Below are 22936 nucleotides of genomic sequence, written 5' to 3' on the forward strand. Positions count from 1 at the left end.
ACCTAGGGCATCGGCGGGGCCGGGGACCAGCACCGACTAGCCTGTCCCCCACCATGGAAGACGAGCCGAAGACTCTTCTGGTCACCCTCACGGGCAAGGACCGGCCCGGCGTCACCTCCTCGATCTTCGGGGCCCTGTCCGCCGCCGGGGTCGAGGTCCTCGACATCGAGCAGATCGTGCTCCGGCGCCGTCTCGTGCTCGGCATCCTGGTCACCGCGCCGCGGGACTGGAAGAAGCTGCGCGACGTGATCGAGCGCACCGCCGCCGAGCTCGACATGTCGGTCGAGGTCGACCGCGGGGCCGGCGACAACCGCAGCCGGCCCGGCGAGCGCTCGCACATCACGATCATCGGCAGCCCCCTGAAGGCGTCCGCGATGGCAGCCGTCGCGGGGCGGATCGCCGACGCGGGCGCCAACATCGACCGGATCGAGCGGATGGCGCGCTACCCGGTCACGGCCCTCGAGCTGCACGTCTCCGGCGCCCCCGCGGAGGCGCTGCGCCCGGTGCTCGCGGCAGAGGCGGTCCGCCTCGGCATCGACCTCGCAGTGCAGCGAGAGTCGCTGCACAGGCGCGGGGTGCGCCTCATCGTGATGGACGTCGACTCCACGCTCATCCAGGGCGAGGTGATCGAGATGATCGCCGCCCACGCCGGGCAGGAGGCCGAGGTCGCGCGGGTCACCGAGGCCGCGATGCGGGGTGAGCTCGACTTCGAGCAGTCGCTGCGCGAGCGGGTGGCCCTCCTCGAGGGTGTGCCCGCGTCCGCGCTCGACGAGGTCTACGCCTCGATCGTCCTCGCGCCGGGGGCCCGCACGATGGTCCGGACGCTGCGCCGCCTGGGCTACCGGTTCGCGATCGTGTCCGGCGGGTTCAGCCAGATCACCGACCGGCTCGCAGCCGACCTCGGCATCCACTTCGCCCGCGCCAACGAGCTCGAGATCGTCGACGGGCACCTCACCGGCCGGATCGTCGGCGACGTCGTCGACCGGGCCGGCAAGGCGGCCGCGCTGCGCGAGTTCGCCGCGGAGGTCGGCGTACCCCTCGACGCCACGATCGCCATCGGCGACGGCGCCAACGACCTCGACATGATCGAGGCAGCCGGTCTCGGCATCGCCTACAACGCCAAGCCGATGGTGCGCGACGCGGCGCTCACCTCGGTCAACGTGCCCTACCTCGACTCGGTGCTCTACCTGCTCGGGATCTCCCGCGAGGAGATCGAGGACGCCGACGCCGAGGTCGGCATCGTCACGCCCGCGCCCCTGCTGGGCTGATCCCGACCGCGACGCACCCACCGATCTCCTCGTCCTCGACGACCGCGGTCGCCAAACCGGCGGCGGTCATCGCCGCCGTCGTCGCCTCGGCCTGCGAGGGGCTGGTCTCGACGAGCAGCACTCCCCCGGGTGCCAGCCAGTCAGGGGCACCCGTGGCGAGCCTGCGGTGGAGGTCGACCCCGTCGGGACCACCGTCGAGGGCCGCGTGCGGCTCGTGGTCGCGGGCCTCGGGCGGCATGTCGGCGATCCGGTCGGTCGGGACGTAGGGAGCGTTCGCGGCGAGCACGTCGACCCGCCGGCGCAGGTGCCGCGGGAGCGCGTCGTAGAGGTCGCCCTCGTGGAGCGCGGCGGTGGGTGCGTTGGTGCGCGCGCAGTCCAACGCCGCCCTGCTCAGGTCGGCGACGTGCAGCTCGCCGACGTCCTCGACGCAGGCGGCGACCGGCGCCACGCCGCAGCACATCTCCAGCACCACCGGCGATCGGCGCCGACTGACGTGGGCGATCGTCGTCCGGGCCAGCAGCTCGGTGCGGCGGCGTGGCACGAAGACCCCCGGCGCGACCACGAGCCGCCGGCCGAGGAAGTCCACCCAGCCGAGCACGGTCTCCAGCGGCTCTCCGGCGACCCGGCGGGCCACCAGCTCCTCGAGGTCCTGCGGCGTGGCCGCCGCGGCTGTGAGCAGCGTGGCCTCGTCCTCGGCCCACACGCAGCCCGCCCCGCGGAGCCGCTCGACGGTCCCGGGGCCGGTGTCGGGCGACCTCACGCGTCGACGACGTGGAACGCCTTCAGGCGCCCCGTGCCGGGGCCGAGGTCGGCCCACGGAACGTCGACCTCGAAGACCGCGAGCGCCGAGGTCGGGAACCCGCGGGTGATCATCCCGGTCGACGCGTCGTCGTCGCCGTCGCCGTCGTCGAGGAGCTCGGCGACGTAGGCCATGGTCGGGTTGTGCCCGACGACCACGAGCGTCCGCACCGCGGGATCGATCTCATGCACCAGGTCGAAGGCGGAGTCGGCGCCCGCGGCGTAGAGCGCGGCGGAGAAGTCGGGCGCGCAGTCCCAGCCGGCCGCGCCGGACAGCTCCGCCCAGGTGTCGCGGGTGCGCTGCGCGTCGGAGACGAGCGCCGCGTCGGGCACCACGGCCTGCTCCGCCAGCCACCGCCCTGCGGCCGCTGCGTCGGCCCGACCGCTCGGCGCCAGGGAGCGCTCGTGGTCGGACGGCGCGACCGACTCGGCCTTGGCGTGACGCATGACCACCAGCCGGCGTACGCCGTCGTCGCGACCCCCGGCCGCGTCACGGTTGCCTGACTCCTGCATGGCCCCACCCTTCCAGCCGCTAGCCTGCCTGTCATGCCCAGGGGACCACTCATGATCATCGGTGGCGCCGAGGACAAGGTGCGCAAGCCGACGATCCTCAAGCACTTCGTCGCCCTCAGCGGCGGCCGCGACGCGCGCATCGCCGTCATCCCGACGGCCTCGTCGCTCGGTCGCGAGGTGGTCGAGGTCTACGACGCGCTCTTCACCAAGTTCGGTGCGGCCGCGGTCGACGCGGTGCGGCCGGAGTCGCGCGAGCAGGCCCACGATCCGGCCCTGGTGAAGGCGATCGACGAGGCCACCGGCGTCTTCATGACCGGGGGCAACCAGCTCAAGCTGTCCTCCATCGTGTGCGGCACGCCGGTGGGCGAGGCGATCCTGCGCGCCCACGAGCGCGGCGCGGTGGTCGCCGGCACGTCGGCCGGAGCGAGCATCCAGTCGTCGCACATGGTCGCCTTCGGCGTCGGCGGCGCGACCCCGAAGCAGCGGATGACGCAGGTGGCGGCCGGGCTCGGGCTCGTCGGCGAGACCGTCATCGACCAGCACTTCGACCAGCGCAACCGCTACGGCCGGCTGCTGATGATCGTCGCCCAGAGCCCGCAGCTGCTGGGCATCGGCGTCGACGAGGACACCTGCGGCCTCGTGGAGGACGTCGACGGCGACCTCGTCATGCGCGTGCTGGGCAAGGGCGCGGTGACGATCTTCGACGGCTCCCGGATGGTGTCCAACGCCTACGAGGCCAAGCGGTCCTCGCCGCTGCTGGCCAGCGGCGTCGTCTTCCACACGCTGCCCGAGGGTGCCGTCTTCGACCTCACGACCAGGGCGCTCGTGGCCCAGCAGCCGGCGGTCGACCCCGAGGAGGCCGACGAGCTGGCCGAGGCCGGACGTGACCTGCGCCAGCTGGCCCGCGACATCGCCGCTGCCGACGCCACCCCGGCAGCGATCGCACGACGCCTCAAGAAGCGTCGTACACCCCCCACCTCTTCATAAGTCCACCCCCAGACGCACGGAGGAACTGCATGAGCGAGCGACCCACCCCGGACCTCGAGATCGTCGAGACGCGCGTCTACCGCGGAGCCAACGTCTGGTCCTACGACAGGTCGATCCACCTCGTGGTCGACCTCGGCTCGCTCGAGCAGTTCCCCACCAACACGATCCCCGGCTTCACCGACGACCTGGTCGCGATGCTGCCCGGCCTGCGTGAGCACTCCTGCTCGCGCGGTCGTCGCGGCGGCTTCCTCGAGCGCCTCAACGAGGGCACCTGGCTCGGCCACGTCGCCGAGCACGTCGCGCTGGCGCTCCAGCAGCTCGTCGGGCACGACATCCGTCGTGGCAAGACGCGGCAGGTCAAGGGCGAGGTCGGCCGCTACAACATCATCTACGGTTACGTCGACGAGAACGTCGGCCTCTCCGCCGGTCGCCTCGCGGTCACGCTGGTCAACCACCTGGTCGAGGGCGACCCGGAGTTCGACTGGGAGACCGAGCGCGACGACTTCATCCGTCGCGCCGAGCGCACCGCGTTCGGGCCTTCGACGCAGGCGATCGTCGACGAGGCGGTCTCGCGCGACATCCCGTGGATCCGGCTCAACCAGTACTCCCTCGTCCAGCTCGGCCAGGGCGTTCACGCCAAGCGGATCCGCGCCACGATGACGTCGGAGACGTCGTCGATCGCCGTCGACATCGCCTCCGACAAGGACCTCACCACCAAGCTCCTCGGCGCTGCCGGCCTCCCGGTGCCCAAGCAGGACAACGTCCGCACCGAGGACGGCGCGGTGACCGCCGCCAGGCGGATCGGCTACCCGGTCGTGCTCAAGCCGCTCGACGGCAACCACGGTCGCGGGGTGTGCCTCGACCTGCAGGACGAGGACGACGTACGCGCTGCGTTCCCGATCGCGGCCGAGCAGTCGCGCCGTGGCAACGTCATCGTCGAGTCGTTCGTGACCGGCAAGGACTACCGCTGCCTGATCATCGACGGCCGGATGGTCGCGATCGCCGAGCGCGTGCCCGCGTCGGTGACCGGTGACGGCACGTCGACGGTGCAGGAGCTGGTCGACCTGACCAACGCCGACCCGCGGCGAGGTGTCGGTCACGAGAAGGTGCTGACCCGGATCAAGGTCGACGACGCGGCCGTCGAAGTGCTCGCCGACCAGGACCACACCCTCGACTCGGTCCCGGCCGAGGGCGAGATGGTGAAGCTCGCGCTGACCGGCAACATGTCGACCGGCGGGATCTCGATCGACCGGACCTTCGAGGCACACCCGGAGAACGTCGAGATCGCCGAGGAGGCCGCGCGCATGGTCGGCCTCGACATCGCCGGCATCGACTTCATCTGCCCCGACATCACCCAGCCGGTCCGCGAGACCGGCGGCGCGATCTGCGAGGTCAACGCCGCGCCCGGCTTCCGGATGCACACCCACCCGACGATCGGCGAGCCCCAGTTCATCGCAAAGCCGGTGGTCGACATGCTCTTCCCGCCGGGTGCGACGTCGCGGATCCCGATCGTGGCCGTGACCGGCACCAACGGCAAGACGACCACGAGCCGGATGATCAGCCACATCTTCAAGGGCATGGGCCGCAAGGTCGGGATGACCTCGACCGACGGCGTCGTGATCGACGAGCGGCTCGTGATCCGGGCCGACGCGTCCGGTCCCCGATCGGCGCGGATGGTCCTGCAGAACCCGCGCGTCGACTTCGCCGTGTTCGAGGTCGCCCGCGGCGGCATCCTGCGCGAGGGACTCGGCTACGAGCGCAACGACGTCGCCGTCGTGCTCAACGTGCAGCCCGACCACCTCGGCCTGCGGGGCATCGACACCGTCGAGCAGCTCGCCGACGTGAAGGCCGTGATCGTGGAGGCGGTGCCGCGCGACGGCCACGCCGTGCTCAACGCCGACGACCCGCTGGTGCGCGAGATGCGCCGCAAGTGCTCGGGCCAGGTGGTGTGGTTCTCGATGGAGGAGCCCGGCAGCGAGGTGCGCGAGATGATCGACGCCCACTGCCGTCGCGGCGGCAAGGCGATCGTGCTCAACCCCAGCGACCGCGGCGAGATGATGGTCGTCCAGCACGGACGCCGGGAGATGCAGCTGGCGTGGACCCACCTGCTGCCCGCGACGTTCAACGGGCGGGCCCGGATGAACGTCCAGAACTCGCTCGCCGCAGCCGCTGCCGCCTTCGCGGCCGGGGCACCCCTGCACGACATCCGCCAGGGCCTGCGCACCTTCTCGACGAACTACTACCTCTCCCCCGGCCGCCTCAACGAGGTCGAGGTCGACGGCGTCAACGTCATCGTCGACTACTGCCACAACGCACCCGGCATGAAGATGCTCGGCGACTTCGTCGACCGGGTGGGCGACTCGCTCGAGTCCTCGCACGACCTCGCCCGGCCCTCGCGGATCGGCATCATCGCCACCGCCGGCGACCGGCGCGACCAGGACATGGTCGAGCTGGGCCACATCGCGGCCCAGCACTTCGACGTGTGCATCGTCCGGGAGGACGTGGCGCTCCGCGGTCGCGAGCGCGGCGCCACCGCTGCGCTGGTGATGGAGGGCGTGCAGGCGGCGATGGCCGAGGGCGCCCGCTGCAAGCAGGCCGAGCTCGTGCTGGAGGAGATCGAGGCAGTGCGCCACGCGATGAGCCGCGCCAACCGCGGTGACCTCGTGGTGGTGTGCGTCGACAAGCACGCCGAGGTGATGACCGAGCTGGAGAACTGGTCCGACCAGGCCTACGCCGGTGCCGGCGCGTCGGCCGAGGCGCCCGCCGCCGATCCCGACTTCATGCCCACGCCGGGGGCCTGAGTGCGGGTCATCGACCTCGCGGACCTGCCCCACCGCCCGATCGAGGCGCACGGGAGCCGCGGCTTCTCCGTGGGCGCGTTCGGCCTCGGGGCGGACACCCACCTGGTCGCCGTCGACCTCGCTCCGGGAGGCGTGATCGGTCGTCACCCGGCGGTGGGGTGCCAGCTGCTGGTCGTGTTCGCCGGCGAGGCCGAGGTCAGTGGCGCCGAGCTGACCGTGCGTCGCATCGGCCCCGGCCAGGGAGCGGTGTGGGAGCCCGGCGAGGTGCACGAGACCCGCTCCCCCGGTGGCATGACGGCCCTGATCGTCGAGGGCGACCTCGACATCGGTGCCCCCGGCGAGCAGGTCGACCCCGGCGACGTCTGACGCAGGTCGTCAGGCGCCGCCGACCGGGGTGTCGACGGGCGCGATCCCCTGCCGGGACGGCGTGCTGCGCTCACCGAGCAGGGCCACCCCGACGGCGCCAACGAGGGACACGACCGCGGTCACCAGGACGGCCCGGTGCCAGCCGTCGACGAGACCCTGGGCGGTGACCGCACCGGCGGGCGCGGCGACGACCGACACCACGGTGACGCCGAGCGCCGACCCGAGGTAGCGCGCGGTGTTGTTGGCGCCGCTCCCGAGGCCCGCCTGGCCCGGAGGGACGCTCGCCACGCTCTCGCGGCCCATCGCGGCGTTGAGCACGCCCGTCGCCACCCCGGCGAGCAGGAGCCCCGGCACGAACCTCGCCGGGCCGCTCCCCACGCCGACGCCGAGCACGAGCAGCTGACCGAGGGCGATGACGGCCAGTGCGCCGGACATCCGGGCGCGTCCGCTCCACGCCTCCGGGAGCCGTCGCGCCCCGAAGGCCGTGACGACGCTCGGCAGCGACCACGCGAGCATCAGCCAGGCGGCCGTCGTCGCCGAGATGTCGAGCGCCGAGCCGACGAAGCCGGAGACGTACGACATCAACGCGATGATCCCGGCACCGGTGGCGAGCCCGGCGATGTTCACCGCGCGGAAGGCCGGGCGGCCGAGCAGGCCGAGGTCGAGCATCGGGTGGGTGGAGCGTCCCTCGATGACGACGAAGGCGACGAGCATGCCCACGCCCACGGCCAGCAGCACCAGGGTGACCGGGCGGCCCCACCCGGCACGCCCCTCGGTCAGCCCGGCCAGCAGGGCGGCGACCCCGAGCGCCATCAGCACGACACCCGGCACGTCGAGGCGGGCCCGGTGGTCGGAGCGGGACTCGGGGCACCCCCGTCCGGCGACCGCGAGGGCCAGGCCGGCCGCGCCGAGGACGACGTACACGTCTCGCCAGGAGTGGAGCGAGCTGAGGTAGTTGCCGAGCAACGGTCCGATCGCGATGCCTGCGCCGACGCTGGCGCCCCACACCCCGGTGGCCCGACTGCGGGCGACGGGGTCGGGGTGCGCGTGGGCGATCATGCCGAGGCCGGCCGCGACCACCGCGGCTCCGCCGGCGCCGGCGGCGATCCGGGACGCCACGAAGGCGGTCACGTCGCCCGAGGCCGCCCCCACCAGCGACGCGAGCCCCAGGAGGAGCGAGCCGAGGACGAACCAGCGCCGTCGTCCGTAGTCGTCGGCCAGGCGGCCGGCGGTCAGCAGGAAGGCACCGAGACCGATGCTCATCGAGCTCAGCACCCACGTGCCGCCACGATGACCGGCGCCGAGCCCGGCGACCGTCTCGTTGAAGTTGGCCAGCGGCGCGGTGAAGGCGACCAGCACGGCGACGGTGCCGAGGGAGGCGGTCGCGAGGGTGCGGCGTGGCGACACGGTCGCTCCTTTTGGTTCGATGAACAGACCAAAGCACGATAGCATCGCCCCATGGCACTCGGCACCGACTATCCGCGGCAGGACTGCGGCATCGCCCGATCGCTCGAGCTGGTCGGCGAGCGCTGGACCCTGCTGATCCTGCGCGACTGCTTCCTGGGGGTCCGCCGGTTCTCCGACCTCCAGGCCCACCTCGACGTGTCGCGAGGAGTCCTGGCGGCCCGGCTCGACGCGCTGGTCGGCGCCGGGCTGCTGGTGCGGGTCGGCGAGGGACATGCGTCCTACGAGCTCACTGCCGACGCCCTCGACCTCTGGCCGGTCCTGCACGGCCTGGCCCAGTGGGGTGATCGCCGGACCAGCCCCGGCCGCCCCCGGCGCACGTTCCACCACCTCGCGGACGGCGGCGACTGCGGCGTGATCGGCGCCGACGGCCGGTGCACGACCTGCGACTCCGCCCCGCGACCGGGCGACATCGAGACCCGTCCCGGGCCGGGCGCCGACCGGACCCTGCGCGACGACCCGGTGTCGCGGGCCCTGCGTGAGCCGCACCGCTTGCTGGAGCCGCTCGTCACGCGCTGACCCGCTCAGGCGTCGCGCGTCCAGACGACGAGCTCGTCGACCGCGTCACTGCCGTCACCCTCGCGGTGGAAGGCGACGACGTCGCCGGTGGCGACCTGCCTGAGGCCGTACGTCGCTGCGCGTCGCGCGACCTCCGCCCGCTCGAACCGCTGCACGCGATGGCCCCCGCGCACCACGCTGACCTCGTGGGCCTGGACGGTCGGGCCCGGGAGGATCGGCTCGTGGCTGGCCAGCAGGTGCCCTCCGGGAGCCAGGCGGGTCGCAGCCCGCTCGAGCACCTCGAACATGTCGGGCACCAGCTCGAGCACCCCGACGACCACGATCAGGTCCCACTCGCCCGGAGCGTCGCGCAGGAAGTCAGCGGCGTCCGCGACGACGTGCTCGGCCGAGGGGAACGCCCGCCTGGCCTCCTCGATCATGGCGGGCGACACGTCGACGAGGGTCAGGTCGGCGGCCGGGTAGGACGCACCGAGCATCCGCGCGGTCTGGCCGGTGCCCGCACCGAGGTCGAGCACGCGACGCGGGGCGAGGCCCAGCGGAGCGAGCAGCGCCGCGGCTGCCAGGTTGGCACTCCACCCCACGCGCACCGCCCACCCGTCGTACTCAGGCGCAAGCCAGTCGTAGAAGCCCGCCCAGCCGGCAGCGGCGTCGCGTCCCTCGTCATCGGTCGCCGCGCTCACGAGGACGCCGCCCGCACCTTCTGCGACAGCACCTCGGGCGTGTCGGCGGTGCCCCCGCGCGCAGCGATCCAGTCGTAGGCCTGCTGGCGCTCCGCGTGGCACATCAGCCCGACCACGTCACCGGGCTGGGCGCGCGCGACGAGCGCCGCCAGGCACTCGACCTCGGTCTCGAACGTGTCGATGTCGGTGACGCCGACGCGCGCGGCGCCCGCCCGCAGCAGGTCATCGATCTCCTTCATCGTGCGGCCCCGGAGGTAGTGCGCCTTGTGGCCGATCGCCACCACGTCGCTGCCCTTGGCCCCGATCTCGCCGAGGGCATCGATGAGCTCGTCCGTGCGGTCGCCCACGGCCCCGAGGCCGAGCAGCAGGCGGGAACCGGGACGGCGTACGCCCCCCATGATCTCGAGCAGCGCCTCCAGACCGGCCTCGTTGTGCGCCAGGTCCATCACGACCGAGATCTCCCCCGGCAGCGAGAAGAAGTTCATCCGGCCCGGGTTGTGCTCGGCGTCGGGACGGAACGACGTCAGGCCCGCGACGACGTCCGCGCGCTCGAGCCCGATGGCGAGCGCGGCGGACGCGGCAGCCAGCGCGTTCTCGATGTTGAAGCGGGAGAGGCCGGCGAGCGTCATCGGGACGTCGACGAGCTCGACCAGCGGGTCGGGGTCGGCGCCGGGGCGCAGCACGGTGATCCAGCCGTCGATGACCGTCGTGGCGCGGCCGCCGCCGTGGCCGAGCACCTCGCGCACGGCGGGAGAGTCAGGGTCGCGGCTGAAGATCCACGGCTGGGCGCTGATGACCGAGCGCATCGCCAGCACCCGCGGGTCGTCGCCGTTGAGCACCGCCCAGCCGTCCCGCCTGGTGATGCGCGGGACCACCGACTTCACCTCGGCGAGCTGGTCGACGGTGTCGATGCCCTGCATGCCGAGGTGGTCGGCGGTCACGTTGGTGACCACCGAGACGTCGTTGCGGGTGATCCCGATGCCCTTGAGCAGGATGCCGCCGCGCGCGGTCTCGGTGACGGCGAGCTGGACACCCTCCAGCCCGAGCGCACGTCCGGCGCCGGACGGCCCGGAGTAGTCGCCGGCCTCGACGAGGACGCCGTCGCGGTAGATGCCGTCGGTGTTCGACCAGCCGACCACCAGGCCGCTGGTGCGCGCGATGTGCGCGACCATCCGGCTGGTCGTGGTCTTGCCGTTGGTGCCGGTCACCGCGACGACGGGGATGCTCGGCACGATCGTTGTGGGTCGCTCGCCCTGCGGGGCGGCGGACACCTCCTCGGCGGCGCGGCTCACCGCGGCCTCGACGTCAGGTGCGGGGAGCGCGTCGAGTGCGTGCGCGACGGCCTCCCCCAGCGCCCGCGCGCGGCCCCGGTTGCGCCACGGGAAGGCGACCACGAGCACGTCCGCGTCCGAGGTGGGGCGCACCCGCACGGCGAGCCGCTTCGTGCCCGCCTCGGCGGCGATCGCCCGGACCAGCCGCTCGACCGCACGCAGCGCGAACCGCTGGCGGAAGCCGGACCCGGCCGCGCCGGGCCGCGTCGTGCGCAGCGAGATCCGCCGCGCGAACCGCAGCACCGACTCGTCGTCGGCCTCGGTGATCGTCGAGACGTCGAGCGTCAGCTTCACCGCGGCGCGCGGGAAGTAGAGGTTGGGTCCTTCGAGGATCCGGAGCTCGACGAGTGAGGTCACCCGGCGAAACTACCGAAGACCTGGACCCGGGCTACAGCCCCATGGCGTGGAAGCCGCCGTCGACGTGGACGATCTCCCCGGTGGTGGCCGGGAAGAAGTCGCTCAGCAGGGCGCATACGGCCTGGGCGGTCGGGGTGTGGTCCGACTCGTCCCACCCCAGGGGCGCGCGGTCCTTCCACGACGTCTCGAGCTCCTCGAAGCCGGGGATCGCCTTCGCAGCCAGGGTCTTCAGCGGACCGGCCGAGACCAGGTTGCAGCGGATCCCCTCGGGACCCAGGTCGCGCGCGACGTAGCGCGAGGTGTTCTCCAGCGCGGCCTTGGCCACGCCCATCCAGTCGTACGCCGGCCACGCGGTGGTCGCGTCGAACGTGAGGCCGACGATCGAGCTGCCGCGCGAGAGCAGCGGCCGCGTCGCGACGGCCAGCGACTTCAGGGAGTACGCCGACACCTGCACGGCCTGCGCCACGTCCTCCCACGGGCCGTCCATGAACTTGCCGCCGAGCAGCGTCTCGGGGTTGCCGTAGGCGATGGAGTGGACGACACCGTCGAGGCCGTCGACGTGCTCGCGCACCTGGTCGGCGAGGCCGGCGAGGTGCGCCTCGTCCGTCACGTCGAGCTCGAGCACCGGCGGCTCCTGCGGCAGCCGCTTGGCGATCCGCCGGGTGATGCCGAGTGCGCGGCCGAAGTTGGAGATCAGCACCGTGGCGCCCTGCTCCTGGGCGACGCGGGCGGTCGCGAAACCGATCGAGCTGTCCATCGTGACACCGGCGACGAGGATGCGCTTGCCGTCGAGGATTCCCATGGTGTGTGTCCCTTCGCTGTGCGGTCGGAAGTCAGGAGGTGGGTCAGTGGCCCATGCCGAGGCCGCCGTCGACCGGGATCACGGCCCCGGTGACGTAGGCGGCGCCGTCGGAGGCGAGCCAGGTGACGGCCGAGGCGACCTCGGCGGTGGAGGCGTAGCGCCCGAGCGGGACCTGCCCCTTGATCGCGTCCTTCTGGTCGTCGGTGAGGACGTCGGTCATGTCGGTCTCGACGAAGCCCGGCGAGACCACGTTGGTGGTGATCGAGCGGCTGCCGAGCTCGCGGGCGAGCGAGCGGGCCATGCCGACGAGACCGGCCTTGGAGGCGGCGTAGTTGACCTGCCCGGCCGAGCCCAGCAGGCCGACCACCGAGGAGATCAGGATGATCCGGCCGCGGCGCAGGCGCAGCATCCCCTTGGCTGCGCGCTTGGCGAGCCGGAAGGTGCCGGTGAGGTTGGTGTCGATGACTGAGGACCAGTCGTCCTCGCTCATCCGGAGCAGCAGCGTGTCCTTGGTGATGCCGGCGTTGGCCACCAGCACCTCGACCGGTCCGTGGGCCTCCTCGACCTGCTTGAACGCCGCCTCGACCGCGTCGGGGTCGGTGATGTCGCAGCGCACGTCGAGCGCACCCTCCGGCGCCCCGCCGTTGCGGGTCGTGACGGCCACCTTGTCGCCCTGGGCGATGAACGCCTCGGCGATGGCGCGACCGATGCCGCGGTTGCCGCCGGTGACGAGTACGGACCTGGGGGTGGTGGGGTTGTCGCTCACGAGCCCGACGCTAGTGATTACCGCGCGGTACGCCGAAACTGCTCACTCGTCCTCGAGGCGGAACCCGACCTTCATGCCGACCTGGAAGTGCTCGACCTGGCCGTCCTTGGCCTGGCCCCGGACCTGGGTGACCTCGAACCAGTCGATGTGGCGCAGCGTCTTGCCGGCCCGCTCGATCCCGTTGCGGATGGCCTCGTCGATGCCGTCGGGCGACGTGCCGACGATCTCGGTGACGCGATAGGTGCGGTTGGTCATGGTTCCTCCTGGACGCGTGGCTGGGGGCCTGACGCGGCCCGTGGATTGTGGAGCCTAGCGACGTAGACTCGGGGACATGGCCCAGCCCGACGCCGTTCGCATCACCACGGCGCGCAGCAGCGCCGCAGACGACATGAAGCTGCGCAAGCGCCGCTATGCGTGGTCCATGTCGATCCGGCTCGTCTGCTTCCTGGCGGCGGTGATCGTGGGATCCGGGATCGTGATGTGGCTCCTCATCGCCGGTGCCGTCTTCCTGCCGCTCTTCGCCGTGGTCATCGCCAACGCCACCGACCAGCGCGACGACGGATTCACCCTCCCGGACTCGCCCGGCACCCATGAACTGACGGCGAGCGACCCGGACGAGCGCTGATTGCCTGCTCGACACGGCTCAATCTAAAGTTTGGTTTTGAACGAGCGCCATGCCATGATCGCTGACGCGAGCGCAGCATCCCCCGTCTGCGTCACGCGCCTGAGGTGCCGGACAGCTTCCCCCCGTGGCTGTCCGGCACCTCTTCTCGTTCCCGCCGCCCCGCTCCTGGAGGTGCCACCGATGCAGCCCGAGATCGACCGCGAGATCTGCTCGGCCAAGGGTTGCCAGGCCGACGCCGTGTGGGACCTCCGGTGGAACAACCCGAAGATCCACACCCCCGAGCGCCGCAAGTCGTGGCTCGCGTGCGACGAGCACCGCCAGTCGCTCAGCGACTTCCTCGGCGCCCGCGGGTTCCTGAAGGACGTCGTGGCGCACACGCCGGCCTGACGTCGTACCGATCGAGAGCGGTCCACCGTCAGCGCTGAGGCCATTTCGTCGCGCTCGTGCGGCTTCGTTCCTCAGCCGCGTCGCTTGCTCAATCCGGCTTCACCCACGTCTCCTCCTCGTTCCTCGGAGGCGACTGTTCAGCCGCCGATCGCGGACATCGGGCGATCGGGCTGGAGGAAGGTCACGTCGTCGATCCCGTGGCCGGCGGCCTTGCCGCGCATCGCGACGACCCAGCGCTCGGCGATGACGGCGTCGCTGGCCCCGGCGCGCAGCGCCGTGCGGAGGTCCGACTCGTCCCGGGCGAACAGGCAGTTGCGGACCTGGCCATCGGCGGTGAGCCGGACCCGGTCGCAGTCGCCGCAGAACGGGCGGGTGACCGAGGCGATGATGCCGACGGTCGCGGACCCGCCGTCGACCGCGAAGAGCTCCGCCGGTGCGCTCCCCCGCGGCTCGGAGTGGGGCGTCAGCGCGAACTCGGCCGACAGGGACTCGAAGATCTCGTCCGCGGTGACCATCGCGGCCCGGCTCCAGTCGTGCTGGGCGTCGAGCGGCATCTGCTCGATGAAGCGCAGCTCGTAGCCGTGCTCGATGCTCCAGCGCAGCAGCTCGGGCGCCTGGTCGTCGTTGACGCCGCGCAGCAGCACGGCGTTGATCTTGATCGGGCCGAGCCCGGCCGCCTTGGCCGCCTCCAGCCCGGCGACGACGTCGGCGAACCGGTCGCGGCGGGTGATCGTCGCGAACGTCTCGGGGCGGATCGTGTCGAGGCTGGCGTTGATCCGGTCGAGCCCGGCGTCGGCCAGGGCCTGCGAGGTGCGCTGGAGGCCGAGGCCGTTGGTGGTCAGCGACGTCTCGACGCCGAGGGCGTGGGTGCGGCCCACGATGTCGACGAGCCCGCGGCGCAGGAGCGGCTCGCCGCCGGTGAATCGCACCTCGCGGATGCCCAGCTGCTCGACGCCGATCGTGACCAGCCGGACGACCTCGTCGTCGGTGAGCGTCTGCTCGGTCGGGAGCCAGTCGAGGCCCTCCGCCGGCATGCAGTAGCTGCACCGCAGGTTGCACCGGTCGGTGAGGGAGACACGCAGGTCCGTCGCCACGCGGCCGAAGCGGTCTGCCAGAGGTGTCATCACCCACCGAGTCTAGCGAGGCCCCGTCTAGGGCTCAGGCGGCGACGGATAACCTCGGCTGGTGCACAAGATGCGGTTCCTCGTCTCACGCCGCTGGATCGTCTTCGCACTCGTCGTCGTCTTCCTCGCCTGGGTCGCCTGGCGGCTCGGTGAGTGGCAGTTCCACCGGCTCGACGACCGCAAGCAGCTCAACTCGATCATCGAGCGCAACGAGAAGGCCGGCGCCGACCCGGTCACCGACGTCCTCACGCCCGGCCGTCCCGTCACGCGTGACGACCAGTGGCGGATCGTCGAGGCCACCGGGACGTACGCCGTCGACGACACGGTGATCGTCCGCTACCGCACCCGTGAGGGCGAGGCCGGCGTCGACGTCGTCGTCCCGCTCGAGCTCACCGACGGGACCAGCCTGCTGGTCGACCGCGGGTGGTACGCCACCGACAACCGCGGTGCCACGTCGGCCGACGTGCCTGCCCCTCCGAGCGGTGAGGTCACCGTGACCGGCTGGGTGCGCCAGGACGCCGAGGGCGACAGCACGCAGGTGTCCGGGAAGTCGACCCGTGCGGTCAACAGCGACGAGATCGGCGACGCCCTCGACCGCGAGGTGCTCGGAGGCTGGGTCGACCTGCGCAGCGAGTCACCGGAGCCGGCCCAGGCCCTGCTGCCCGTCGAGCTGCCGGAGCTCGACAACGGACCGCACTTCTTCTACGGCCTGCAGTGGTGGTTCTTCGGCGCGCTCGCGATCTTCGGCTTCTTCTTCCTCATCGTCGACGAGATGCGCGGTGGTCGCGGTCCGTGGGCCGGCAGCGACCGCCAGGCACCCCGCCCGGCCGACAGGCCCGCACCGGGACCCGCAGCGCCCGCGAAGGCTGCCGCTCCGAGGCCACGGCGCAAGACCTGGCGCGAGCGTCTCGACCGGGGCGAGGACTGGGACGACGAGCCCCCGGCCGCCGGCTCGGGCGCACCGGGCCCACAGGGCTCACAGGGCCCGCAGCAGGCCCCCGTCGACCGGGAGCATCACGCCCGTCAGGAATGACGCCACTGGCGACATGACGAACGCCGCCACCGAGCCGAACTCCTCCGGCTCGCCGTAGCGACCGAGCGGGATCGTCGCCTCGGCGGCGCGTCGCGCCGCCTCCGGGTCGCCGGTCGAGGCGTCCAGCTCGGACACCCGCTCCGTGGCGATCCGCCCGGGCAGGAGCCCGTTGACGCGCACGCCGCGGGGGCCCAGCTCGTCGGCCAGGGTCTTGGCGACCATGGCGAGGCCCGGTCGCAGCCCGTTGGAGATCGCCATCTCCGGCAACGGGGACCGGACGCTGGAGGAGAGGACCAGCCCGAGCGCGCCCCCGGAGGGCAGCGCCGTACCGACCTCGCGGGCGAGGCGCACGGCGCCGAGGAAGACCGACTCGAAGGCGGTGGTCCACTGCTCGTCGGTGATGCTCGTGACCGGCCCCTTCGGCGGACCGCCGACGCTGATCAGGGCACCGTCGATCCGACCCCACGCCTCGTCAGCAGCGGCGAGCAGCCGCGCCGGGGCCTCGCGGTCGGAGTTGTCGACGGCGACCGCGACGGCGGCGTGGCGTCCGGCCGCGTCGTCGAGGGCGGCGACCGCGTCGTCGAGCGACTCCTGCGAGCGCCCCGACAGCACCACCCGCGCGCCCTCGGCGACCAGCACGTCGGCGCTCGCCCTGCCGAGTCCTCGGGCTCCCCCGGTGACGATGAAGACGCGGTCGGCCAGCTGCAGGTCCATGCGACCAGCCTAGGCGCGCCGGACGCCCGGGGACCGGTCAGCCGACCGGGGCCTCACGGAACTGCGTGGCGTGGAGCGTGGCGTAGAGCCCGCCGGCGGCGAGGAGGTCGGCATGGGTGCCGGACTGGACGACCCGGCCGTCGTCGAGGACGAGGATCAGGTCGGCGTTGCGGACCGTGGAGAGCCGGTGCGCGATCACCAGCGACGTCCGTCCCTCGAGGGCGGCGTCGAGCGCACCCTGGACGGCCGCCTCGGACTCGCTGTCGAGGTGGGCGGTGGCCTCGTCGAGCACGACGATGGACGGCGCCTTGAGCAGGAGCCGGGCGATCGCGAGGCGTTGGCGCTCTCCCCCGCTGAGCCGGTAGCCGCGATCGCCGACGACGGTGTCGAGGCCGTCGCGCAGCACGCGCACCAGGTGCGCGATCTGCGCCGCCTCGAGCGCGGCCCAGATCTCGTCGTCGCCTGCCTCGGGGCGTGCGTAGAGCAGGTTGGCCCGGATCGTGTCGTGGAACATGTGGGCGTCCTGGGTGACGTAGCCGACCGCGTCCTCGAGCGACTGGAGCGTCACGTCGCGCACGTCGTGGCCGTCGACGCGCACGGCGCCGGACTCGACGTCGTAGAGCCGCGCGACGAGGTGGGTGACCGTGGTCTTGCCGGCGCCGGACGGGCCGACGAGCGCGACCATCTGGCCCGGCTCGGCGGTGAAGGAGACGTCGTGGAGGACCTGGCCGCTGTCGCCGGACTCCTTGCGGGCGACGGTCTCGAGCGAGGCCAACGAGATCTGGTCGGCGCGCGGGTAGGTGAACGCGACGTGGTCGAACTCGAGCCTCGACGCCGTGCGGGGCAGCTCGACGGCGGCGGGCTTCTCCTGGATCAGCGAGGGCAGGTCGAGGACCTCGAAGACGCGGTCGAAGCTCACGAGCGCGGTCATCACGTCGATCCGGACGTTGGACAGCCCCTGCAAGGGGCCGAGCAGACGGGTGAGCAGAACGCCGAGCGCGACGATCGTGCCGACGGAGAGGTCGCCGCGGATCGCGAGCCAGCCGCCGATGCCGTAGACCAGCGCGGTGGCGAGCTGGGGCACCAGCGTCATCGCGGCGAAGAAGACGCGGGTGAGCAGGGAGATCCGGATGCCGAGGTCGCGGACGACCGCGGCCTTCCGGGCGTAGGTCGCGTCCTCGACGTCGCGGCGGCCGAAGAGCTTGAGCAGCATCGCGCCACCGACGTTGAACCGCTCGGTCATCGCGTTGCCGAGGTCGGCGTTGCCGTCCATCTGCTGGCGCGAGAGGTCGGCCAGCTTGTGCGACACGACGCGCGAGGCGATCAGCAGGATCGGGAAGAGCGCCACGCACAGCAGCGTCACCGGCCAGCTCAGGAACAGCATCGTCACGCCGACGACGATGGCGGCGATGATGTTGGAGACCGTGCCCTGCAGCGTCGAGGTGAAGGCGCGCTGGGCGCCGATGACGTCGTTGTTGAGCCGAGAGACCAGCGCCCCGGTCTGCGTGCGGGTGAAGAACGCCAGCGACTGCCGCTGGACGTGGGCGAAGACCTGCGTGCGGAGGTCGTAGATCAGGCCCTCCCCGATCCGGCTCGACAGCCAGCCGGTGATCAGCCCGAAGCCGGCATCGACGACCGCGACCACCGCGACGAGCGCCGCGAGCCAGACGACGAGCGAGAGGTCACCACCGCTCACGGCGTCGTCGATGATCGCCTTGAGCAGCAGGGGAGGCACGACGACGAGGCCGGCGTCGACGACCGTGATGGCCAGGAACCCCGCGATCAGCCGGCGGTGCGGCCGGGCGAATCCGAGCACCCGACGCACGGTCTGGCGCTCGATCTTGTTGTCGACCACGCTCCGGTCGCTGCGGAGGAACCGCCACGGCGGTCCGCCGGCACCCGGGCCCATCGACATCCGCTCTCCTTCGTCCGCTGGTCACAACCCGCGACCGGAGCACATTGTTCCTCGGACCACCGACAGCGGCGGTGGCCGGGAGGTCAGCCCAGCGCCTCGGCGAGCGCGCGGAAGCGGCGTACCTGCGCCTCCCGCTCGAGGCGGCGCTGCTTGTCGAGGTCGCGCTCGGCGGCGCCCTGCAGCAGCGCCTTGGTCTCGCTCACCACACCCGGCATCGGGGCCAGGAGTGCAGCGGCCAGCTCGGCGACCGCTGCGTCGAGGTCGGCCGGGGCGTACGACGCCTGGGCGAGGCCGATGCGGACGGCCTCCTCGGCACCGACCACGCGCGCGGTCGCACAGATCTCCAGCGCACGGGCGTAGCCGACGTGCTCGACGAGCGGCTTGGTGCCGGTGAGGTCGGGGACCAGGCCGAGCGCCGACTCCTTCATGGAGAGCTTCACGTCGTCGCAGACGATGCGCAGGTCGCACGACAGCGCGAGCTGGAAGCCGGCGCCGATGGCGTGGCCGCGGACCTTGGCGATCGAGACGAACCGGGGGTCCCGCAGCCAGGTGAAGCCCTGCTGGAAGGCGTCGATGCGGGCCGAGGCCTCGTCGTCGCCGAGCGTGAGCAGCCCGACGACGCTCTCCTGGCCCGCGGTGCCGGGGTCGAGCATCGCCCGGTCGAGACCGGCGGAGAAGGTCCCGCCCTCCCCCGTCACCACGACGACCCGGACGTCGTCGGGAAGCGAGCGGCCGAGCTCGCCCAGGGCGATCCACATGGCCGGCGTCTGGGCGTTTCGCACCTCGGGCCGATCGAGCGTCACGGTCGCGATCGGGCCGTCGAGGTCGAGGCGCAGGCCGACCGCGGCGAGGTCTTCGGGAGTCATGCCCCGAGGCTACTACTCGTCAGTAACCTCAGGCGAGGGACACCAGGTCGGCGTAGTCCTCGTTCCAGAGGTCCTCGTCACCGTCGGGCAGGAGCAGCACCCGGTCGGGGTCGAGCGCACGGACCGCACCCTCGTCGTGGGTGACCAGGATGATCGCCCCGGTGTAGCTGCGGATCGCGTGGAGGACCTCCTCGCGCGAGGCGGGGTCGAGGTTGTTGGTGGGCTCGTCCAGCAGCAGCACGTTGGCGCTCGAGACGACCAGGATCGCCAGCGCCAGGCGGGTCTTCTCGCCACCGGACAGCACGCCGGCCGGCTTGTGCGCGTCGTCCCCGGAGAAGAGGAACGAGCCGAGCACCGAGCGCGCCTGGGTGTCGGTGAGCTCGGGCGCGGCGCTGTGCATGTTCTCCAGGACGGTGCGGTTGACGTCGAGGGTCTCGTGCTCCTGGGCGTAGTAGCCCATCTTGAGCCCGAAGCCCGGGACGACCTCGCCGGTGTCGGGCTGGTCGACGCCCGCCAGGATCCGCAGCATCGTCGTCTTGCCGGCGCCGTTGAGGCCCAGGATGACCACCCGGCTCCCCCGGTCGATCGCGAGGTCGACGGCCGTGAAGACCTCGAGCGAGCCGTAGGACTTCGACAGCTCCGAGCCCATGAGCGGGGTCTTGCCGCAGGGCGCGGGCTCGGGGAAGGCGATCCGGGCGACCTTGTCGGCGGCGCGCTCGGTCTCGATGCCGGCCATCATCTTCTCGGCGCGCTTGAGCATCGACTGCGCGGCCGTCGCCTTGGTCGCCTTGGCCCGCATCTTGTTGGCCTGGTCGGTGAGTGCCTTCGCCTTGTTCTCGGCGTTCATCCGCTCGCGCTTGCGGCGCTTCTCGTCGTCCTCGCGCTGGGTGAGGTAGTTGTGCCAGCCCATGTTGTAGACGTCGATGACGGCACGGTTGGCGTCGAGGTGGAAGACCTTGTTGACCGTCGCCTCGAGCAGGGCGTTGTCGTGGCTGATCACCACGAAGCCGCCCTTGTGCGCCTTGAGGAAGTCGCGCAGCCAGATGATGGAGTCGGCGTCGAGGTGGTTGGTCGGCTCGTCGAGGAGCATGATCTCGGCGCCGGAGAAGAGGATCCGGGCGAGCTCGACGCGGCGGCGCTGGCCACCGGACAGGGTGCCGATCGGCTGGGCGAGGATGCGCTCCTCGATGCCGAGGGCGGCCGCCATCTGCGCAGCCTCCGACTCGGCGGCGTAGCCACCACCGGCGTGCAGCTCGGCGTCGGCGTTGGCCCACCGGCGCATGCCGCGCTCGTGGACCTTCTGGTCCTCGCTGGCCATGTCGACCTCGGCCTGGCGCAGGCGTCGTACGACCTCGTCGAGGCCGCGGGCGGACAGGATCCGGTCGCGCGCGAGCACCTCGGGGTCGCCGACCCGCGGGTCCTGCGGCAGGTAGCCGATCTCGCCGGCGCGGATCACCTGCCCGGACGCGGGCTGGCCCTCGCCGGCGAGGATGCGGGTGAGCGTCGTCTTGCCGGCACCGTTGCGCCCCACGAGGCCCACCTTGTCGCCGGAGGCGATGCGGAAGGTGACGTCCTCCATGAGGAGCCGCGCGCCGGCTCGGACCTCGAGCTTCTGGGCGTTGATCATCTCGGGCGACATCCTACGAAGGGGTGGCCGTGCGAGCCCCATCGGCGGCTTCAGCGCTACTCTGCGCAGAGGTTCGCACTCACCGTCATGACCGCCCGAAAGGCACGACCATGCGCTTCAACCCGAAGGCCGACATCAGCAAGGGCAGGGTCTCCGACGCTGGCGGTCGGGGCGGCGGCGGGATGTCCGGCGGCGGGATGCGGGTGCCGATCCCCGGCGGGATGCGGGCCGGTGGCGGCATCGGCGGCATCGTCATCGTCGTCCTGTTCGTGCTGCTGACCCAGTGCACGGGCGGGGGCGGGCTCACCGGCGGCAGCGGCGGCGGGACCGGCGTCGACCCCCAGGGCCAGTCGGGCAACCCGGCCGGGCTCTCGCAGGACAGCGACCGCTACGCCAACTGCAAGACCGGCGCCGACGCCGAGACCGACGTCGACTGCGCCCGCAAGGCCGTCGCGCTGTCGCTGGAGGACTACTGGGCCACGACGCTGCCCGAGCAGGGCGACACGCAGTTCACGCCCGCCCAGATCATCACGTTCAGCGGTGCCATCTCGACCGGTTGCGGCCAGGCCACCTCGCAGGTCGGCCCCTTCTACTGCCCGGCCGACCAGCAGGTCTACCTCGACACGACGTTCTTCGAGGACGTGCTGGAGAACCAGCTCGGCGGCGAGGGCGGCGACTTCGTCGAGCCCTACGTCCTGGGCCACGAGTACGGCCACCACATCCAGAACCTGCTCGGCACGATGAGCCGGGTCAAGACCCAGCAGGGCCCCGACTCCGACGCCGTACGCCTCGAGCTGCAGGCCGACTGCTACGCCGGGATGTGGACGAAGGCCGCCAGCGGCGGCGACGGGATCTTCCTCGAGCTCGACCAGGGCGACATCGAGGAGGCGCTCGACGCGGCCAAGACGGTCGGTGACGACCGCATCCAGCAGGCCGGCGGCCAGCGGGTGAACCCGGAGGGCTGGACCCACGGCTCGTCCGCCCAGCGGATGAAGTGGTTCAGCACCGGCTACGAGCAGGGCACCCTCGCCGCCTGCGACACCTTCTCCGCCTCGACGCTCTGACGGCCCCGGCCGCTCAGCCGAGCAGCGCCTCGATGTGGGCGACCTGCCGCTGCATGGCGTAGATGTACGGCGCCACGCTGGGGTGGCGGAACTTGCCGGCCAGCGCGCCCTCGCCGTCGGCGACGCGCGCGAGCGCCCAGTCGAGCCGGGTGAGCGCGGTGAAGACGGCCATCACGCGAGCGCCGGTGAGCACCTGCTCGGTGGTGGCGACGCCGGGCGGGAGGGCGGCGACGTACGCCTCCACGAGGGGGTCGATCTCCTCGCGGGTCGCGAGCGAGAGGTAGCCGAGGTCGGCCCCGACCGGACCGCGACCGAGGTGTGCCCAGTCGATCGCCACCGCTCCCCCGCCCTCCGGACCATCGTGGCGACCGGGGATGTTGGCGGCCGACGGGTCGCCGTGCTGGGCGACCTGCGGGAGGGAGTCGCTGCGGTCGAGCCAGACCGATCGGTGCGACCAGAGGTGGTCGGCGATGTCGGCCATCGGCGTGCGCGCGAGCAGTCGCCACCCGCCGCGCCGCTCGACCAGGGCGAGCCGGCTGCGGAGCTGGTCGCGGGCGAGCCAGCCGTGCTCGCCGAGGTCGGTCGCGGCGAAGCGGCCGAGGCACGCGGCCAGCCACAGCCCCGGTGCTTCGTGGAGCTCGACCCGCTCGTGCACGAGGGTGATGCCCTCCTCGTCCTCCTCGACCCGCACGACGGGTGCCTCCCGCAGTCCGGGTGCCGCCGCGACGACCCCGCTGAGGGCGACGTCTGCGGCACGGCGCCAGTAGTTCACGTCGCGCGGGAGCAACGCGCTCGGCGCGTCGTGCGGGTCGGGACGGCGCAGCCGCTTGACCACGACGTCGCGGCCCCGGTGGCTCGACGACCAGACACCGACGGTGGCCGGGCCGGCGCCCGGGAGGGGCTGCCATCCCGGCTCGGGTTGCCACATG

General features: G+C 72.3%; 23 protein-coding genes. 9 read left to right on the top strand and 14 right to left on the bottom strand.

All coding sequences use genetic code 11. The annotated features are described in order from the left end of the window. Nucleotides 1-53: 53 nt before the first annotated feature. Nucleotides 54-1268, top strand: coding sequence for a phosphoserine phosphatase SerB (gene serB, locus EUA93_RS20205; protein ID WP_129402142.1), 1215 nt, complete (start codon nt 54-56; stop codon nt 1266-1268). On the opposite strand, the gene EUA93_RS20210 is transcribed toward serB, so the two are convergent. Together EUA93_RS20210 and EUA93_RS20215 are read right to left on the bottom strand one after the other, a co-directional pair. After that, nucleotides 1243-2028, bottom strand: a complete 786-nt coding sequence (locus EUA93_RS20210) for a putative protein N(5)-glutamine methyltransferase (RefSeq protein ID WP_129402143.1) — start codon at nt 2026-2028, stop codon at nt 1243-1245. The two genes, serB and EUA93_RS20210, sit on opposite strands and share 26 nt — an antisense overlap. Further along, nucleotides 2025-2579 carry a SixA phosphatase family protein gene (locus EUA93_RS20215; RefSeq protein WP_129402144.1) on the bottom strand — a complete coding sequence of 185 codons (555 nt, stop codon included), beginning with the start codon at nt 2577-2579 and terminating at the stop codon, nt 2025-2027. The genes EUA93_RS20210 and EUA93_RS20215 overlap by 4 nt, the downstream gene beginning before the upstream one ends. A 33-nt stretch (nt 2580-2612) precedes the next feature. Here EUA93_RS20215 and EUA93_RS20220 point away from each other — a divergent pair, with 33 nt between their 5' ends. From EUA93_RS20220 to EUA93_RS20230, 3 genes are read left to right on the top strand one after another with little or no spacing between them, the layout of a single operon-like run. After that, nucleotides 2613-3566, top strand: a complete 954-nt coding sequence (locus EUA93_RS20220; RefSeq protein WP_129402145.1) for a cyanophycinase — start codon at nt 2613-2615, stop codon at nt 3564-3566. A 29-nt stretch (nt 3567-3595) separates the two neighbouring features. Next, nucleotides 3596-6367, top strand: coding sequence for a cyanophycin synthetase (gene cphA / locus EUA93_RS20225; protein ID WP_129402146.1), 2772 nt, complete (start codon nt 3596-3598; stop codon nt 6365-6367). After that, nucleotides 6368-6733, top strand: coding sequence for a cupin domain-containing protein (locus tag EUA93_RS20230; RefSeq protein ID WP_129402147.1), 366 nt, complete (start codon nt 6368-6370; stop codon nt 6731-6733). A 9-nt stretch (nt 6734-6742) separates the two neighbouring features. On the opposite strand, the gene EUA93_RS20235 is transcribed toward EUA93_RS20230, so the two are convergent. After that, nucleotides 6743-8140, bottom strand: coding sequence for an MFS transporter (locus EUA93_RS20235; RefSeq protein ID WP_242497544.1), 1398 nt, complete (start codon nt 8138-8140; stop codon nt 6743-6745). A 51-nt stretch (nt 8141-8191) separates the two neighbouring features. On the opposite strand from EUA93_RS20235, the gene EUA93_RS20240 reads away from it, so the two are divergent. Next, nucleotides 8192-8716: a winged helix-turn-helix transcriptional regulator gene (locus EUA93_RS20240; protein WP_129402149.1), complete on the top strand. Its 525-nt coding sequence runs from the start codon at nt 8192-8194 to the stop codon at nt 8714-8716. 5 nt (nt 8717-8721) lie between these two features. Here the strand turns inward: EUA93_RS20240 and EUA93_RS20245 are convergent, their stop codons facing one another. The 5 genes from EUA93_RS20245 to EUA93_RS20265 are packed head-to-tail and all read right to left on the bottom strand — an operon-like array spanning nt 8722 to nt 12907. Then, nucleotides 8722-9396 carry a class I SAM-dependent methyltransferase gene (locus tag EUA93_RS20245; protein ID WP_165355247.1) on the bottom strand — a complete coding sequence of 225 codons (675 nt, stop codon included), beginning with the start codon at nt 9394-9396 and terminating at the stop codon, nt 8722-8724. After that, nucleotides 9393-11084: a Mur ligase family protein gene (locus tag EUA93_RS20250; RefSeq protein ID WP_242497545.1), complete on the bottom strand. Its 1692-nt coding sequence runs from the start codon at nt 11082-11084 to the stop codon at nt 9393-9395. The genes EUA93_RS20245 and EUA93_RS20250 overlap by 4 nt, the downstream gene beginning before the upstream one ends. A gap of 31 nt (nt 11085-11115) precedes the next feature. Further along, on the bottom strand, nt 11116-11886 hold the full coding sequence (fabI, locus tag EUA93_RS20255; protein ID WP_129402151.1) for an enoyl-ACP reductase FabI: 771 nt from the start codon (nt 11884-11886) through the stop codon (nt 11116-11118). Nucleotides 11887-11929: 43 nt separating this feature from the next. Further along, the gene (gene fabG / locus EUA93_RS20260; protein WP_129402152.1) at nt 11930-12652 is read right to left on the bottom strand and encodes a 3-oxoacyl-[acyl-carrier-protein] reductase; all 723 of its coding nucleotides are present in this window, start codon (nt 12650-12652) and stop codon (nt 11930-11932) included. Nucleotides 12653-12694: 42 nt separating this feature from the next. After that, nucleotides 12695-12907 (bottom strand): dodecin, encoded by a 213-nt coding sequence (locus EUA93_RS20265; protein ID WP_129402153.1) that lies wholly within the window; start codon nt 12905-12907, stop codon nt 12695-12697. Nucleotides 12908-12983: 76 nt separating this feature from the next. Between EUA93_RS20265 and EUA93_RS20270 the strand changes: the two genes are divergently transcribed. Both EUA93_RS20270 and EUA93_RS20275 read left to right on the top strand, forming a co-directional pair. Next, nucleotides 12984-13277, top strand: a complete 294-nt coding sequence (locus tag EUA93_RS20270) for a DUF3099 domain-containing protein (RefSeq protein ID WP_129402154.1) — start codon at nt 12984-12986, stop codon at nt 13275-13277. A 180-nt stretch (nt 13278-13457) separates the two neighbouring features. Further along, nucleotides 13458-13664: an acetone carboxylase gene (locus tag EUA93_RS20275; protein ID WP_129402155.1), complete on the top strand. Its 207-nt coding sequence runs from the start codon at nt 13458-13460 to the stop codon at nt 13662-13664. Between the two features lie 137 nt (nt 13665-13801). On the opposite strand, the gene moaA is transcribed toward EUA93_RS20275, so the two are convergent. Beyond that, a complete protein-coding gene (gene moaA, locus EUA93_RS20280) occupies nt 13802-14788 on the bottom strand; it encodes a GTP 3',8-cyclase MoaA (RefSeq protein ID WP_129402249.1) in 987 nt (328 codons plus the stop codon). Nucleotides 14789-14858: 70 nt separating this feature from the next. Here moaA and EUA93_RS20285 point away from each other — a divergent pair, with 70 nt between their 5' ends. Then, nucleotides 14859-15821, top strand: a complete 963-nt coding sequence (locus EUA93_RS20285; RefSeq protein WP_242497556.1) for an SURF1 family cytochrome oxidase biogenesis protein — start codon at nt 14859-14861, stop codon at nt 15819-15821. Here the strand turns inward: EUA93_RS20285 and EUA93_RS20290 are convergent. From EUA93_RS20290 to EUA93_RS20305, 4 genes are all read right to left on the bottom strand, one after another. Then, the gene (locus EUA93_RS20290; protein WP_129402157.1) at nt 15765-16535 is read right to left on the bottom strand and encodes an SDR family oxidoreductase; all 771 of its coding nucleotides are present in this window, start codon (nt 16533-16535) and stop codon (nt 15765-15767) included. The two genes, EUA93_RS20285 and EUA93_RS20290, sit on opposite strands and share 57 nt — an antisense overlap. A 37-nt stretch (nt 16536-16572) precedes the next feature. After that, a complete protein-coding gene (locus EUA93_RS20295; protein WP_129402158.1) occupies nt 16573-18450 on the bottom strand; it encodes an ABC transporter ATP-binding protein in 1878 nt (625 codons plus the stop codon). Nucleotides 18451-18533: 83 nt separating this feature from the next. Next, nucleotides 18534-19316 carry an enoyl-CoA hydratase/isomerase family protein gene (locus EUA93_RS20300; RefSeq protein ID WP_129402159.1) on the bottom strand — a complete coding sequence of 261 codons (783 nt, stop codon included), beginning with the start codon at nt 19314-19316 and terminating at the stop codon, nt 18534-18536. A 28-nt stretch (nt 19317-19344) separates the two neighbouring features. Further along, nucleotides 19345-20943, bottom strand: a complete 1599-nt coding sequence (locus EUA93_RS20305; protein ID WP_129402160.1) for an ABC-F family ATP-binding cassette domain-containing protein — start codon at nt 20941-20943, stop codon at nt 19345-19347. Between the two features lie 110 nt (nt 20944-21053). On the opposite strand from EUA93_RS20305, the gene ypfJ reads away from it, so the two are divergent. Continuing rightward, on the top strand, nt 21054-22007 hold the full coding sequence (gene ypfJ / locus EUA93_RS20310; protein ID WP_129402161.1) for a KPN_02809 family neutral zinc metallopeptidase: 954 nt from the start codon (nt 21054-21056) through the stop codon (nt 22005-22007). 13 nt (nt 22008-22020) lie between these two features. Here the strand turns inward: ypfJ and EUA93_RS20315 are convergent, their stop codons facing one another. Next, complete coding sequence (locus EUA93_RS20315) at nt 22021-22935, bottom strand: phosphotransferase (protein ID WP_129402162.1); 915 nt, start codon at nt 22933-22935, stop codon at nt 22021-22023. Nucleotide 22936: the final 1 nt, after the last annotated feature.

The sequence above is a fragment of the Nocardioides oleivorans genome (assembly GCF_004137255.1).
In the GTDB taxonomy this organism is placed as follows: domain Bacteria; phylum Actinomycetota; class Actinomycetes; order Propionibacteriales; family Nocardioidaceae; genus Nocardioides; species Nocardioides oleivorans.